Source organism: Hoeflea prorocentri, from assembly GCF_027944115.1.
GTDB lineage: Bacteria > Pseudomonadota > Alphaproteobacteria > Rhizobiales > Rhizobiaceae > Hoeflea_A > Hoeflea_A prorocentri.
This window is the reverse complement of record NZ_JAPJZI010000001.1, coordinates 412,420-428,000: the sequence shown is the minus strand read 5'-3', so window position 1 is coordinate 428,000 and position 15,581 is coordinate 412,420. Positions and strand designations below refer to the sequence as shown.

Sequence of the window (15,581 nt, the reverse complement as noted above, 5' to 3'; positions counted from 1 at the left end):
GCCCTTGGCCACGATCGGACAGGCAACACAAGCCGTTTCGACAACTTCAGCGCTGGCGCGTGCCCGGCAACGGGCAGCCTATGTGCCCGATCTGCTTGTCGAGGCGCACCGTGTCGCCAACACCGTCATCGCCGGCTGGCACGGCCGCCGCAAACGCGGCATCGGGGAAAATTTCTGGCAGTTCCGTCCCTACGTTGAGGGCGAGAGCCTTTCACGCATCGATTGGCGCCGTTCGGCCCGGGACGACAACACCTATGTGCGCGACCGCGAATGGGAAGCGGCCCACACCGTCTGGCTGTGGAGCGACTCATCGGCCTCGATGCTGTTCCAGTCGACGCTCGCGCCGGTTTCAAAACAAAGCCGGGCGCTGGTGATCCTGCTGGCGCTTGCGGAAATTCTCGCCCGGTCCGGTGAACGCATTGCCTCCCCCGGGGTCCTTGACCCGGTCTCGGCGCGCAACGCTGCCGAGCGCCTGGCAACGGCCATCGACCTGCATCGCGACAGGGCCGTATTCCCGGATGTATCGCAGATCAACCGCCACAGCGATCTTGTGTTGATCTCCGATTTCCTCGACCCGGCCGAAGACGTGCTTGAAAAGCTCGCCCCGATCGCCAAGCGCGGCATAAGGGGCCATGTGCTGGAGATTTGCGATCCGGTGGAAGAGGTTTTCCCCTATCGCGGCCGCACCGAGTTCGTCGACCCGGAGGACGGTGTAAAACTGACCGCCGGTCGAGCCGAGTCCCTGCATGAGGAGTACCGGCGGACTTATCTTGCGCGCCGCGAGAGCATTGCCGACAGCCTGCGCCGTCTCGGCTGGAACTTCATTACCCACCACACCGATCAGCCGGCCTCGACCGCCCTGGTGGCCCTTCATACGCATTTGTCGGGCGTCCCCGGCGGCGGCGTGCGCGAGGTGTCCTCGTGAGCGCGCTTCCCATCATCTTCGGCGCACCGGCGCTCCTGTTCGGTCTTCTCGCCCTGCCGATCATCTGGTGGCTGCTGCGTCTAACCCCGCCGCGTCCGAGGACGGAAGTCTTTCCGCCGTTGCGGATCCTGGCGCGTGTCCTGAAAAAAGAGGAAACGCCGTCCAAAAGCCCCTGGTGGCTGACGGCTCTCAGGCTGCTGATTGCCGCACTGATCGTTATCGCCCTTGCCCAGCCGGTCATGAACCCGCGCGAAATCCGCATCAGCGATGGCGGACCGCTTGTCATCGTTATGGACAATGGCTGGTCCACAACAGGCGACTGGCAGGACCGTCAGTCGGTGGCGTCGGAACTGATCGACGATGCCGAGGCGCAAAACCTGCCCGTCTCGATTGTCTTTACCGCTGAGCAGGCCCATGACGCGACGCTCGACACACCGGCCCGTGCGCGCGAACGGCTTCAGGCCATTGCGCCAAGACCGCTTCACGGCGATCACAGTGCGGCAATTGCCGCCATTCTTACGGCGTTGCAGGATACGCAGATCGGCACACTTGCCGCGCTTTCATCCGGGCTATCTGCGGACAAGGCCGGTTCCGCCTGGGAAAGCCTGGTCACCAAGGCACCTCGGGATATTCTCCTGTTTGACAACGACACCACGCAGCTCATCGCGCTGGCATCTGCCAGCAACGAGGCCAACGGATTTTCCGTGGTCGCGGAGCGGCGTGACGACGATCATGCGGAAACGCATTTCGTCACCGCAAACGATGCCCAGGGACGCCCCATCGCCAATGGGCAGCTCAGCTTTGAAGCGGGCGCAACCACCGGTACAGCGCTTTTCAGCGTGCCGTTCGAACTGCGAAATGAATTTGCCAGCATCTCGATCGACGGCGTTGCCAATGCCGGTGCCCGTTATCTTCTTGATGAGAGCGCCCGCCGGCGTCGCGTCGGCCTGTTGTCCGCCGAGCCGCTCGACCTGTCGCAACCACTGCTTTCGCCGCTTTACTATCTGACGCGCGCGCTGGACCCGTTCGCCGACCTCATGGTTCCTGAAAACGAGGAACTTTCCGGCGCCATTAGGGAGCTTGTCGAACAACGCCCCTCCGTCATCGTGATGGCTGATATCGGAACCGTGCCGGAAGATGTCGAGGAGACACTGACAGGCTGGATCAACAGGGGCGGATTGCTCCTGCGTTTTGCCGGCCCCCGTCTTGCCGGGGGCGACAGCGGCGATCCATTCGTGCCGGTGGATTTGCGCCGCGGAGAACGTGCGCTGGGTGGTGCCCTGTCGTGGAGCGAACCGCAGCCGCTGGCGGCATTTTCCGAAAGCGGAGCCTTTGCCGGCATGAGCCGACCTGACGATGTCACCGTCAATCGGCAGGTCCTCGCGGAACCATCGCCGGACCTTGGAGCAAGAACCTGGGCAAGCCTTGCCGACGGTACGCCGCTGGTGACAAGCCGGACCTTCGGTGACGGGCGCATTGTGCTCTTTCACGTTACCGCCGAGGCAACGTGGTCCAACCTGCCAATCTCCGGTCACTTCGTTGAGATGTTGCGCCGTTCGATCCTCCTGTCACGCTCGAGCGTCGGCCAGCAGGGTGTGACCGATGAAGTGGTCCTGCCGCCCTACCGGCTGTTATCGGCAAGCGGTTCGGTGACAACACCATCGGGCGCGGTGCAGCCGCTGAAAATCCTTTCCGGGACCTTGCCGCCGGTAAGTTTTGATAACCCACCAGGTCTCTACGGCACGGAAAGCGGCTTTGTCGCACTCAACCTGATGGCGCAGGGCGATACGCTTGTCCCATTCGCATTGCCTGCCTATTCCGGGCCGCTCACGCAGTCGGAATATGTGCGCAGCAGCAGCGTCGATCTGGCGCCCTATCTTCTGACCACCGCCATGCTGCTGCTTTTGGCCGACACCCTGATCGTTCTCTTCATGGCCGGTGCCTTTTCGCGGCTTTCCTTGCGCCGCGCCCAAAGCGCTACGGGAGCTCTGTTGGTTGCTGCCACGCTTGCCGTGACCTTAACATCCGACAAGGCCAGTGCAGCGGACGAAAAACCGGGAGACGCCGACATCCTTGCATCGCTGGACCGGACCCACCTGGCCTATGTGATCACCGGAGACCGGCGCACAGATGGGACAAGCCTGCAAGGCCTAAACGGGATGACACGGTTCCTGACCTATCGGACCTCGCTTGAGCCCGGCGAACCCGTCGGCGTCGATATCGAAACCGACCCGCTGGCGCTTTATTCGATGCTTTACTGGCCGATCACCGTCAATGCAGAACCCCCCTCGCGTGAGGCGATCAGCCGGGTTGACGCCTTCATGAAAAACGGCGGAACGGTTCTGTTCGACACCCGCGATGCGCTGGCGGGACTCGGCCAGGCCGGTGTCGTTTCACCCGAAACGGCGCGGTTGCGCGCCATATTGGCTGAGCTTGATGTTCCGGCGCTAGAGCCGGTGCCGCAGGATCATGTGCTCACAAAGGCATTCTACATCCTCAACGAATTCCCGGGCCGCTATCGCGGCAGCCCGCTTTGGGTGGAAGCGCTGATGGATGCCGAAACCGCAGGCAACAGGCCTGCACGCGGTGGCGATGGCGTGTCGTCCATCATCATCACCGGAAACGACCTTGCCGGCGCATGGGCAATCGATGAAAACAACATTCCGGTCTACCCGACCGTCCCGCCCGACCCGGTGCAGCGCGAACATGCCTACCGCTCCGGCGTCAACATCATGATGTATATGCTGACGGGCAACTACAAGGCGGATCAGGTCCATGTCCCTGCTCTTCTGGAAAGGCTGGGTCAGTAGATGTCGGTTGAATTTTCACCCCTGATCCCGCTCCTTTATATCGGACTGCTGGCCGCGGCCGCAGCGGTTCTGTCAGTCTTTTCGGCTTGGCAGCGGGTGCGCGGCGCTCTGTTCCGTGTTGCGGCGCTCGCAGCCCTTTGCCTTGCGCTACTCAACCCGGTTGTTCTGCAGACCGAGCGCGAACCGCTTGATAGCGTGGTTGCCGTTGTCGTCGACAGGAGCCAAAGCCAGGCATCAGCGGAACGCACCGCCATGACGGACGCGGCGCTGGAACAGCTTCAGACCCAGCTTGCAGGCTTTACGAGAATGGATGTGCGTGTTGTCGAAGTCGGCAACGACACCTTTACCGAAACGCCGTCGACCCGTCTCTTTGAAGCTCTGTCGTCCGCACTGGAGGATGTTCCGACATCGCGTATTGCCGGTGCCGTCATGATCACCGACGGTCAGGTTCACGATGTTCCCTCATCGGCATCGGAACTCGGCTTCAATGCCCCGGTCCATGGTCTGATCACCGGAGCGCCCGGCGAGATCGACCGCCGCATCGAACTGGTCGATGCGCCTCGCTTCGGAATTGTCGGCGAGCCGCAGGAGATCTCCTACCGGGTCAGCGAGGAAGGCGCCGAGACGCGCGGAGTGACGGACGTCACGGTGCGGGTCAATGGCGAAATCTACAGCACCGAACTTGCGCCCGTCGGGCAGACCATGCCGCTCTTTATCGAGATCGACCGGGCCGGCGACAACATCATAGAACTTGAGGTCGGATCTCTTCCCGGCGAGGTCAGTCTGACAAACAACCGGGCGGTTGCCGTTCTCGAAGGTATCAGGGAAAACCTGCGGGTTCTGCTGGTCTCCGGTGAGCCGCATGCCGGTGAACGCGCCTGGCGCAATCTGCTTAAATCCGACACCTCCGTCGATCTGGTGCATTTCACCATATTACGCCCGCCGGAAAAGCAGGATGGAACGCCGATCGACGAATTGTCGCTGATCGCCTTTCCGACACGCGAATTGTTCGTGGAGAAGATCAACGAGTTCGATCTGATCGTCTTTGACCGCTATCAGCGCCGCGGCGTGCTGCCCGTGCTCTATTACGACTACATCACCCAGTATGTCGAAGCCGGTGGCGCTCTGCTCATAGCCGCCGGGCCGGAGCATGCCGGACGCGATTCCATCGCCACGACACCGCTGGCGCCGGTGCTACCGGCAACACCAACCGGCGAAATCTCCGAAGTCGGGTTCTACCCGCGCCTGAGCGATGCCGGACGCCGCCACCCGGTCACACGTGAGCTGCCCGGCTCCGGGGAAGAACCGCCGCAATGGGGCCGCTGGTTCCGGGCGATCGCCGTGGATGCGCCGCAGGACGATACAATCCTGGAAGGTCCCGATGGCGCGCCGCTGCTGATCCTCAACCGTGTCGGCGACGGACGCGTGGCCATGCTGATGTCGGATCACGGCTGGCTTTGGGCCCGCGGCTTTGAGGGCGGAGGGCCACATGTGCCGCTCTATCGGCGCATCGCCCACTGGCTGATGAAGGAGCCGTCGCTGGAGGAAGAGTCCCTGCGCGCCACATCCCGCGGCAATCTTTTGACCATCACCCGCCAGACTATGTCCGAAGAAGTGCCCGACGCGGTGATCACGACGCCCACCGGTGAAACCCTGACGGTTCCGCTGATAGAATCCGCCGACGGACTTTTCGAAGCCGAACTGCCTGTCGAGGAAAACGGACTGTTCGACATAGCCAATGCGGATATGCGCGCCCTTGTGCATGTCGGTGCCGTCAACGCTCCGGAATTCGCCGCGACCGTGTCGACAACGGAAATTCTGCGTCCGCTTGTCGAGGAAACCGGCGGAATAGCCCGCCGTGTGTCGGCCGGTGGCACGGAGCTTTCAATGCCGACGGTCCTGCCGGTGAAGGGAAGCGTTCGCCCCTCACCGGACCGTCTGGTCCTGAAGATCACAGATGAAACGGAACTGAAGGGCGTGAACCGCCTGCCGCTTTTTGCCGGTTTCTTCGGTCTGGCGCTTCTGTTCCTTACGCTGGGAAGCACCTGGTACCGCGAAGGCCGCTAGGGCAGGTCCGGTTTAGAGACCCTCGGCAGCCGGCAGTTCGCTTGCCTGCTCTTCAACGCGCCGCCAGCGGATTTCGCCATCCAGACCCGCATGGATTGCTACGGTTTTCGGCGCGACCAGAATACGGTCGGGGTCGACCGGTCCCGGAAAACGCAATTTTGCCTGCACCGGTTCAAAACCGAGGGGCCGGTAGTAGGGCGCGTCGCCAACCAGGATGACGGCGTCGCTTCCGGATGCAAGCACCGCATCAACGCTGATACGCACCAGTTGCCGGCCGATGCCGAGATTCTTGAATTGCGGGCGTACCGCAAGCGGCCCGAGCAAGTGACCGGCAACCTCTCCGGCCAAAATCGGCGTCATGCGAACGGAGCCTACGATCTGCTCATCGACTGCGGCGACAAAAGACAGATGCCGGTCGTGGGGACCTTGCTCACGCACACGTTCAGCGGCACGCGCAAAACGTCCCGGTCCAAAGGCTTCTTCGTTGATGATATCGATGATGGCGTCGTGAGACGGATTTTCGGTCAGATAGGCTGGCTTTATCGCAGACATGATTTCATCCGGGAGACTGGCGGCTGGACACGGCAAAACACACCCTTTGTCGGGCGTAAAAGCTTCAGCGTCGTCGCAGTTCTCCGGCAATATTCATGGTCTGACCTTTTTTGCGTTGAAGGCGGATAGCACAAAGCCGGCAGCGATTGCAATGTAAAACACACTGTTCAATCAATCCGCCTTCGCTTGGCCGAGGCAGAACCCTATCTTGCGCAGTAAACCTGGAGAAAATGTATGGGAATGCTGATTGACGGCGTCTGGAAGGATGTCTGGTACAACACCAAGGAAAACAAGGGCCGCTTCAAACGGTCCGAAGCGCAGTTTCGCAACTGGGTCACGCCGGACGGCAGTGCGGGTCCAAGCGGTCGCAGCGGCTTTGCCGCCGAAGCCGGACGTTATCACCTCTATATCTCCCATGCCTGCCCGTGGGCGCACCGCACCGTGATCTTCAGGAAGCTCAAGGGCCTCGAGCCGCATATCGGGCTCTCGATCGTTGATCACTTCATGGGAACGAACGGCTGGGAGTTCCATGACAGGGACGGCGGCACGACGGACGCCATCAACGGGTCATCCTTCATGTGGCAGGTCTACACGACCGCCGATCCGTCCTATAGCGGGCGTGTTACCGTGCCGGTTCTGTGGGACAAGCAGGAAAACACCATCGTCTCGAATGAATCGTCCGAGATCATCCGCATGTTCAACACGGCGTTCAACGCGCTTGAAGGCGTTGATGCGCAACTGGATTTTTATCCCGAGGAGCTGAGGGCCGAGATCGACGCCATCAACGAGCCGATCTATCACAACATCAACAACGGCGTTTACAAAAGCGGCTTCGCCACGACGCAAGAAGCCTATGAAGAGGCGTTCAACGCCCTTTTCGACACGCTCGACATGGTCGAGGAAAAGCTGGCAGCCAATCGCTACCTGATGGGAGACCGCCTGACGGAGGCTGACTGGCGGCTCTTTACCACGCTGGTCCGATTTGATCCCGTTTATGTCAGTCATTTCAAATGCAACAAGCGACGCATTCAGGATTACCCGGCCCTGTCAGGCTATCTGCGGGAGCTTTACCAGATGCCCGGCATTGCCGAGACGGTTAACATGTTTCACATCAAGCAGCATTACTATCGCAGCCATGAGAGCGTGAACCCGACCCGCATCGTTCCCGTCGGACCCGAGATTGATCTGATGGCCCCGCACGGGCGCGAGGCGGTGTAGTTTCCTGAAAGCGTTGAGGCGGAAACGTCAAACCGACGGACTTCTTGCCCATCGGTCGACGGGCAGCTATGTCCTGCGCCATGTTCCGTCTCGCCCACATATCGGATATTCATCTCGGCCCGCTGCCCCGTCTTTCGGCGCGTGAACTCGCCTCCAAGCGAATCACCGGCTATATCAACTGGCACCGAAACCGCGGCAAACGCCTGTTCGGCAATATTCTGGAATCCCTGCTGGACGATATCAGAGCGGCCGATCCGGACCATCTTGCCGTCACCGGGGACCTCGTCAATCTGGCGACCAAGGCGGAGATCATGGCGGCGACGCAGTGGCTCGTCGAAACAGGTGATCCGCAGGACGTATCGGTGGTGCCCGGCAATCACGACGCCTATGTGCCGGGCGCATTCGAAGCGCTTTCCCACGCATGGCGGCCCTACATGCTGGGCGATGATGAAGCCCTTTCAACCAGCGGAGACAACCTGTTCCCCTATTGCCGCGTGCGCGGCAACGTCGCCCTGATCGGTGTCTCAACGGCAAGCGCGACACCGCCCTTTTCCGCCAACGGCATTTTCGGACGCCGCCAGGCACTGGCCTTGCGCCAGCACCTCGTTGAAGCGGAGAATGAAGGGCTGTTCCGGGTTGTCATGATCCACCACCCGCCGGTCCGGGGCGCGGCAAAAACCTATAAACGCATGCTTGGAATTCGCCGCTTCGGAGCAGTGATGCGGTCAGCCGGGGCAGAGCTTGTTCTCCACGGTCACACCCATCTCGACACGCTCTACCGGCTGCCCGGCAAGGACGCGGACGTTCCCGTGGTCGGCGTCCCCTCGGCCAGCGAAGCACTCGGCGGGCATCGGCCGGCCTCCGGATACAATCTCTTTACAATCAGCGGCGCGCCGGGCGCATGGTCCTGCAGGCTTGACCGGTATGGCCTTGATGCCGACAGCCGGAGTTTTGAAGTCTTTCGTTCAGAAGAGCTTTAACCAAACTCCGATGATTACCGGAAACTGTCTTGAACTCTCAATTAAAGGTAACGACATAACCTCCATACACGTCATGGGAGAAAAATGTCTGAAGAAGCAACAACAAGGATCGCGGGTTTTCTGCTTCGAGGGATACTTATCCTGCTCCAAGTGCTCTTCGAGTATATTCTTATGTTCTTTGGGTACATTACCGCGAGAGCAGTGGTTCCAGCGGTAAGCCTTGGGAGAATCAGGATCGTCTCGTTCCATTCACACGAAACAGGTTTCAATCCGTTCGGATACAAAAGAGACCCGAACGGACAGCTTGTTTGCAGCGCTTACGCAGCCGCCCTATTGGGTTTCGGCATATGGATACTCCTTGTCCTGTCAGTATTGGCACTTAGCGCAACGCTGAAGTACTTCGGATAGCCGCTGAACAGTTTTAAGGCCGGTGTGGGCTGTTCACGAGACATCAACTCCGACGACCGTCAGCCCCTAGGCAAACCCGCAAAAGCGTCTGCATCGGAGTGAAGTCGTCGGGTCTGGTTGCAAGCGCACGTCAGGTGGAAACAACCTGACCTAGGACATGCGCCAAGCGGATTCGCGTCTAGTCACCACCAAGCAGCCGGTTTGCCGCCGACACAACAGCCTCGAGCGAGGCCGCGACAATGTTGGTGCTGATGCCGACGCCAAAGAGCCGGCCGCCCGGATGTTCGATTTCCATGTAGCAGACAGCAGCGGCATTCGCGCCGTGCTGCAACGAGTGCTCGGAATAGTCCGCGACGGTCAGATCGAGCCCCGTGTGAAGCGACAGGGCATGCACAAAGCCGTCGATGGGGCCGGTCCCCTGCCCGGTAATCTTGATCTCCTTACCGCGATCCTTGATCACAGCCTCGACCTCACGCACGCCCTTGGTTTCCAGCGAAGGGAAAGTGTGGTGATCGACATAGGTTATCCGTCCACCGGGCTGGTCGACATAACGCTCCATAAAACGCTCATAGATCGCCTGGGATGGCATTTCCTCTTCCCGCTCATCGGTGATGCGCTGGATATCGCCCTGGAATTCGACCTGTAGACCACGCGGCAGGTTGAAGCCGTAATCCTCATGCAGGACATAGGCGATACCGCCCTTGCCCGACTGGGAGTTGATGCGAATGATCGCCTCATAGGTCCGCCCCACATCCTGAGGATCGATCGGCAGGTAGGGAACCTCCCAAGTCTCGGTATTGGCAGCCCTGATCGCCTTCATACCCTTGTTGATGGCGTCCTGGTGCGAGCCGGAAAACGCCGTATAGACGAGTTCACCGACATAAGGATGGCGCTCCGGGATAACCATCTGGTTGGAGTATTCGTAGACCTTCTTGATCCGCTCTATGTCCGAGCAGTCGAGTTTGGGGTCCACCCCTTGCGTGTACATGTTGAGCGCCAGCGTCACGACATCGACATTGCCGGTGCGCTCGCCATTGCCGAACAGCGTGCCTTCCACCCGGTCGGCGCCCGCCATGAGACCCAGTTCCGTGGCGGCGATTCCGGTGCCGCGATCGTTATGCGGATGCAGCGAGATGATCAGGTTTTCACGCTGGTCAAGGTTGCGGCACATCCATTCGATCTGATCGGCATAGATGTTGGGTGTCGACATTTCCACCGTCGACGGCAGGTTGATGATCAGCTTGTTATCCGGTGTCGGCTGAACGACCTCGGTCACCGCATTGCAGATCTCGAGCGCCACTTCCAGCTCGGTCCCGGTAAAGCTCTCCGGCGAATACTGGAAGCGGAACCCGCCGCCGGCATCGGCAGCCATATCGGTGATCATTTTGGCGGCGTCGACCGCAATCTGCTTGATCCCGGCAACATCCTTTGCAAAGACCACCCGTCGCTGCAGCTCGCTGGTGGAATTGTAAAAATGCACAATCGGCTTGTGGGCGCCCTGAAGCGCCTCGAAGGTGCGCGTGATCAACTCGGGGCGGCATTGCACCAGCACCTGAAGCGAGACATCCTCGGGAACGTCATGTTCCTCGATGCACCAGCGCGCAAAATCAAAATCCGTTTGGGACGCAGACGGAAACCCGATCTCGATTTCCTTGAAGCCCATATCGAGCAGGAGCTGGAACATGCGCCATTTGCGGTCGTGACCCATCGGATTGACGAGGGCCTGGTTGCCGTCACGCAAATCGACCGAGCACCAGATCGGCGCCTTCTCGATACGCTTTGACGGCCATGTGCGGTCGTCAAGACCGGTCAGCGGATAGGGTTGATATTTTCGCGGCGCATGCGACATGCCGCTCTTTGCATTGTTGTTCATCGACGGATCGGTGGCTGTCATGTTTTCTCTCGTTCGTCTGTCATCCTGACCTCGGCACCTTGAGCCGGGCTGGAATTGATCATTATTTCTGTTGAGAAAAGGAGCGTGTGCCGGTGGCGTATCGACCGCCGGACGCTCCTCTAACGAGCCCGGCGATCGCCACTAAGGCCGAGAAGAAGAAGCGATAGGCCATGCAAATCCGCAGGCGGCTCGACAGCGCGACCTTCAGCAGACTTCATCAATGCTCTGACCGGTACCAATTTCATGGCGAGCGTTATAGACGCCTCACCCGCCGACGGCAACAAACAAATCACCTGCGGCAAATGCGGCGGGCTGACTAATCCTTACGGCGCGCCATATGCGCCACGACATTTTCGATCATACGCATGCCGGCATCCTGGCCAAGGGTCATGATGGATTCAGGATGAAACTGGACGGCCGCAACCGGATCGGTGCGGTGTTCGATCCCCATGATTGTCCCGTCCTCACTTTCCGCGGTGATTGAAAAATCCTTCGACAACGTTGCCGGATCAGCGAAGATCGAGTGGTATCGCCCGACGGTCGCTTCCCTGCCGAGACCGGAAAAGACGATACCCGGCTCATTGATCCTGATGCGCGAAGGTTTGCCGTGCATCGGCACGGCCAGTGTCCGCAACTCGCCGCCATAGGCCTCGGTGATCGCCTGCAATCCGAGGCACACGCCGAACAGTGGCAGCTTGCGTTCCTTGACCTTCCTGATCGTTGCCTTGCAGTTGAAATCCTTTGGGCTTCCGGGCCCCGGCGACAGGACAACGAGATCCGGATCGACCTCGTCGAAGACGGCATCGGCAACCGGCGTGCGTACGGTCGTCACATCGGCGCCGGTCTGGCGGAAATAGTTGGCAAGCGTGTGAACGAAGGAATCTTCGTGATCGACGAGCAGGATTTTTACACCTTCGCCGACCTTGCTGGCGCTGCGCGAGGCCGCAGCCTCGTTGCTTTGGCCCGCATCCCGGATCGCCGCCAGCATCGCCGATGCCTTTAACTCGGTTTCGGCCTCTTCCTCTTCCGGCACGGAATCGAACAGCAGCGTCGCACCGGCCCTGACCTCCGCGATACCGTCCTTGATACGGATCGTGCGAAGCGTCAGCCCGGTGTTCATATCGCCGTTGAAATTGACCATGCCGACTGCCCCGCCATACCAGGCGCGCGGGCTCTTCTCATGTTCCTCGATGAACCGCATCGCCCACAGTTTGGGAGCACCGGTCACCGTGACGGCCCACGCATGGCTCAAGAATGCATCGAAAGCGTCCATGCCGTCACGCAGCCGGCCCTCGACATGATCGACCGTATGGATGAGGCGCGAATACATCTCGATCTGACGCCGGCCGATAACCCGGACCGAACCCGGCACGCACACGCGGCTCTTGTCGTTCCGGTCGACATCGGAACACATGGTCAGTTCGGATTCGTCCTTCTTTGAGTTGAGAAGCTTGAGGATCTGCTCCGAATCGGAGATGGCATCGTCCCCGCGCTTGATCGTGCCGGAGATCGGGCAGGTTTCCACCCGGCGGCCATTGACCCGCACGAACATCTCTGGCGATGCGCCGACGAGATATTCTCCTTCGCCGAGATTGATGAAAAAGGAATAGGGCGACGGATTGGTGTCTTTCAGCCGGCGGGATATGGCCGATGGCGGGCTTGCGCAGCGTTCAAAGAACATCTGCCCCGGAACCACTTCGAAAAGATCGCCACGCTTGAAGCTTTCCTTGGCCTTGCGCACAAGTTCGGCGTATTCACCGGGCCTGTGGTCGGCTCGCGGCGGGTCTTGCGTTGAGGGTTCAAAGGGCCGTGCTTCCACCTCCCGCGACTTGTCCGCGGTTGTGAACCCCCGGCGGGCAAAGTCGTAGCGGTCGACCCAGGCGCGGGCAGAATAGTGATCAACCACCAAAATCTCATCTGGAAGGAAAAGCACAAGATCGCGCTGATCCTCAGGCCGGTCCAGATGAAGCGGAACATGGTCAAACTGGAAGGCCAGATCATATCCGAAAGCACCATAGAGCCCGAGATTGCTGTCCTCCTCGGTGAAGAACAGATCGGTGATCGCGCGAAGCACGGTAAAAACCGTCGGCACCCGTGAGCGTTCTTCCTCGGTAAAGGACCGGTCGGGAGCGGCAACGGTCAGGGCAATGTGACGGCGCTTGCGCTCATCAACCGTGACTTCCGAGAGCCGCCCCAACCGCCGCTCCACCATATCCAGAAGCGCCTCGCCGCGCTCGTTATGCGCCTCGAACCGCATGCCGCGGCCCTTTGCGACAACGGAAAGCGGCGGATCGATGATCGCCGTATCCCAGCGTGTATAGCGCCCCGGGTATTCGTAGTTGGAAGAAAAGACGGCGCCGCGCCGGCTGTCGAGTCCGTCAATATAGGCATCGATCGCGCCCGCATAGGATATGCCCGTGCGCGTGCGACTGATCTCCACTCCGCCACGTGTGACAATGATGTCGCTTGTTTCATCGGTCTTTGCTGCCGTCATCTCGTCTGTTCCTCAAAAACTGAGCCCCGGCCACAAAAAAACCGCCGGGGTTATCCTCAGCGGCTTGGCAAGTGTTGCGCACAACTTGGCAAAGGCCGCTACAAGCGAGCCCACCACCAGTTTGCATTGATGTTCCGTGCGCAGTTCATGCCCATGTGTTAACGCCCAACGCCGCCCGGCGCAAGCCGTGTTTTCCGATTCATCAAACCGGGCCGGAGGACCCTGCGTCTTCGGCAATCCGCTTGCGCAGCCGGCGCAACTCCGCAAACTCCGCCGGATTGAACCGTTCAGCAAACTCTGCTTCGACGGCAGCCTTCATCCCATCCGCATCGCGCGTCGCCGCCTGACCGGCCCGAGGCCCCGGGCCGGCCTCCGTCCCATGCGTGCCCTTGAAGATTTGTCTGACCGGCACATTCCGTTAAGCTGCGACCACACGCAGACATGGTTCAAGATCACGGATTGCAGGTTATCGCCATGAGTACCGGAAAAGAAGGATCGCGCATCGATTGGGTCAAGGCAGGCTGCCACTTGCTAACGGGCATAGAAGCGGAATTTGCCCGCACAAAACCCTTTCGGGACATGACAATCGGGACAGGCATTCACCTTGAGCCGAAGACGGCAATCCTGCTTCGCACGCTCCATGCCGGCGGCGCCAGGATCGTCGCAACAGGCAATCTCAACAGCACGCAGCCCGACACGGTGGACTATCTGCATCAGCACGGGATCGAGGTGATCGCCGAACAGACCATGGACCAGTCGGTGCATGATCTTTCACTCAACCGCGTCATTGCCGAAAAGCCCGATCTGATCCTCGACAACGGAGGAGATCTCTTCGCCATCTACGCGGAGGCACCCTATCCGGAGCTGCTCGGCGGAACGGAGGAAACGACTTCAGGGCGCATGCGTCTGGCCCCCATGCGCGAACAGTTGCAAAGGCCGATCCTCGTCATCAATGACAGCCCCATCAAGCAATTTGCCGAGAACCGTCATGCCGTCGGACAAAGCATGTTTGAGAGCTATATGCGCCTGACCAACCGGTCGACCAACGGCAAACGGGTCACCGTGTTCGGCTATGGCGCCTGCGGCCGCGGCGTCGCGGCCAATTTCAGGAATGCCAGCGCCAATGTCAGCGTCGTCGATGCAGATCCCGTCACAACGCTAGAGGCTCATTTTGACGGGTTTCTGACACCACCCCGCGACCATGCCATCCGAACCGCGGATGTGATTGTGACGGAAACCGGAGCGGTCAATGTCATTACGGCCGATGACCTTGGTGCAATGAAGGACGGAGCCGTCTTGATGAATGGCGGTCATTTCCCCACCGAAATCGCCGTCTCGGACCTTTTGCACAGCCCGCAGGTTGTGGCACGGGATCGCTTCGAAGAGCAGGACATCGAAACCCTGCATCTGAAAGGCGGGCGCACGGTCCACATTCTGGCCGGTGGCCATATGGCCAACCTCGCCGGGCCGCGCCCGCTGGGCAATTCCATCGAATCCATGGATCTCGGTTTTGCCCTTCAGGCCCGCTGCCTGGAGCACATCGCATCGGGAAAGGCGAGCAAAGACGACTGCGTGGTTCCGGTCCCCCCAGCGATCGACGCCGAAATCGCCGAGGCCTATCTGGACCGTCACCGCTAGAAACAGTCCGGACGGATAATTGTCTCACGCCTGTTTATCCCGCTGACGTAACAGGCTAAATCGGGACCAAACACAATAAGGAGACCAGACATGACAAAGCTGACCATCGTCGCGCATATCTACGCCCAGCCAGACAAGATCGACCTGATAAAGTCGGAACTGGAAAAACTTGTGGCGCCGACCCGCGTCGAGGATGGCTGCCTCCAATACGACCTGCATCAGGACAATGACAATCCGGCGCATTTCATGTTTTACGAGAACTGGACCTCGCGGGACCTGTGGCAAGCCCACATGAACGCCCCGCATCTTGCCGCCTATTCGCAAGCCACGGAAGGCGCTGTCGCGGACTTCACCTTGCACGAAATGACGTATATCGGCTGATGAGCGGGGTTTCTGCGGAGCCTGTGTGGCTGGAACCTCACTCTTGTGCCGACGCCGACATCTCAGCCGGGACATCCGCAACCGGCGACAGCAAGGCGCAGGATATCAGGCGCGAACGCCTGACCCGTACGCTGGAGATCGCCGAATCCCATGGTGCTTACGCGTTTGAGCAGTGGGTGCGCCGGGATCTGGAGCGGATAAAGAGCTAGAACAC

General features: G+C 60.1%; 12 protein-coding genes. 8 read left to right on the top strand and 4 right to left on the bottom strand.

Features of this window, described 5'->3' with window-relative positions; translation table 11 throughout:
• The first annotated feature begins 4 nt into the window (after positions 1-4).
• The 3 genes from OQ273_RS01965 to OQ273_RS01955 are packed head-to-tail and all read left to right on the top strand — an operon-like array spanning position 5 to position 5,802.
• Complete coding sequence (locus OQ273_RS01965) at positions 5-925, top strand: DUF58 domain-containing protein (RefSeq protein ID WP_267988790.1); 921 nt, start codon at positions 5-7, stop codon at positions 923-925.
• The gene (locus OQ273_RS01960; RefSeq protein WP_267988789.1) at positions 922-3,735 is read left to right on the top strand and encodes a DUF4159 domain-containing protein; all 2,814 of its coding nucleotides are present in this window, start codon (positions 922-924) and stop codon (positions 3,733-3,735) included. The genes OQ273_RS01965 and OQ273_RS01960 overlap by 4 nt, the downstream gene beginning before the upstream one ends.
• The gene (locus OQ273_RS01955) at positions 3,736-5,802 is read left to right on the top strand and encodes a hypothetical protein (RefSeq protein ID WP_267988788.1); all 2,067 of its coding nucleotides are present in this window, start codon (positions 3,736-3,738) and stop codon (positions 5,800-5,802) included. It begins immediately after the preceding gene.
• A gap of 12 nt (positions 5,803-5,814) precedes the next feature.
• Here OQ273_RS01955 and OQ273_RS01950 read toward each other — a convergent pair whose 3' ends face one another.
• Positions 5,815-6,354: a GNAT family N-acetyltransferase gene (locus OQ273_RS01950; protein ID WP_267988787.1), complete on the bottom strand. Its 540-nt coding sequence runs from the start codon at positions 6,352-6,354 to the stop codon at positions 5,815-5,817.
• A gap of 234 nt (positions 6,355-6,588) precedes the next feature.
• Here OQ273_RS01950 and OQ273_RS01945 point away from each other — a divergent pair, with 234 nt between their 5' ends.
• Entirely contained in the window at positions 6,589-7,572 is a 984-nt protein-coding gene (locus OQ273_RS01945) for a glutathione S-transferase family protein (RefSeq protein WP_267988786.1), read from the top strand.
• Between the two features lie 80 nt (positions 7,573-7,652).
• Positions 7,653-8,552: a metallophosphoesterase family protein gene (locus tag OQ273_RS01940; protein ID WP_267988785.1), complete on the top strand. Its 900-nt coding sequence runs from the start codon at positions 7,653-7,655 to the stop codon at positions 8,550-8,552.
• A gap of 586 nt (positions 8,553-9,138) precedes the next feature.
• On the opposite strand, the gene leuA is transcribed toward OQ273_RS01940, so the two are convergent.
• The 3 genes from leuA to OQ273_RS01925 all read right to left on the bottom strand — a co-directional run bounded on the left by leuA (position 9,139) and on the right by OQ273_RS01925 (position 13,760).
• Positions 9,139-10,854 carry a 2-isopropylmalate synthase gene (gene leuA / locus OQ273_RS01935; protein WP_425493324.1) on the bottom strand — a complete coding sequence of 572 codons (1,716 nt, stop codon included), beginning with the start codon at positions 10,852-10,854 and terminating at the stop codon, positions 9,139-9,141.
• 316 nt (positions 10,855-11,170) lie between these two features.
• Entirely contained in the window at positions 11,171-13,348 is a 2,178-nt protein-coding gene (locus OQ273_RS01930) for an anthranilate synthase (protein WP_267988784.1), read from the bottom strand.
• Positions 13,349-13,550: 202 nt separating this feature from the next.
• Positions 13,551-13,760, bottom strand: coding sequence for a hypothetical protein (locus tag OQ273_RS01925; RefSeq protein ID WP_267988783.1), 210 nt, complete (start codon positions 13,758-13,760; stop codon positions 13,551-13,553).
• Positions 13,761-13,822: 62 nt separating this feature from the next.
• Here OQ273_RS01925 and OQ273_RS01920 point away from each other — a divergent pair, with 62 nt between their 5' ends.
• The 3 genes from OQ273_RS01920 to OQ273_RS01910 all read left to right on the top strand — a co-directional run bounded on the left by OQ273_RS01920 (position 13,823) and on the right by OQ273_RS01910 (position 15,576).
• Entirely contained in the window at positions 13,823-14,986 is a 1,164-nt protein-coding gene (locus OQ273_RS01920; RefSeq protein WP_267988782.1) for an adenosylhomocysteinase, read from the top strand.
• A 90-nt stretch (positions 14,987-15,076) separates the two neighbouring features.
• On the top strand, positions 15,077-15,367 hold the full coding sequence (locus OQ273_RS01915; RefSeq protein WP_267988781.1) for a putative quinol monooxygenase: 291 nt from the start codon (positions 15,077-15,079) through the stop codon (positions 15,365-15,367).
• Positions 15,367-15,576, top strand: coding sequence for a hypothetical protein (locus OQ273_RS01910; protein WP_267988780.1), 210 nt, complete (start codon positions 15,367-15,369; stop codon positions 15,574-15,576). Before OQ273_RS01915 ends, OQ273_RS01910 begins: the two co-directional genes overlap by 1 nt.
• Positions 15,577-15,581: the final 5 nt, after the last annotated feature.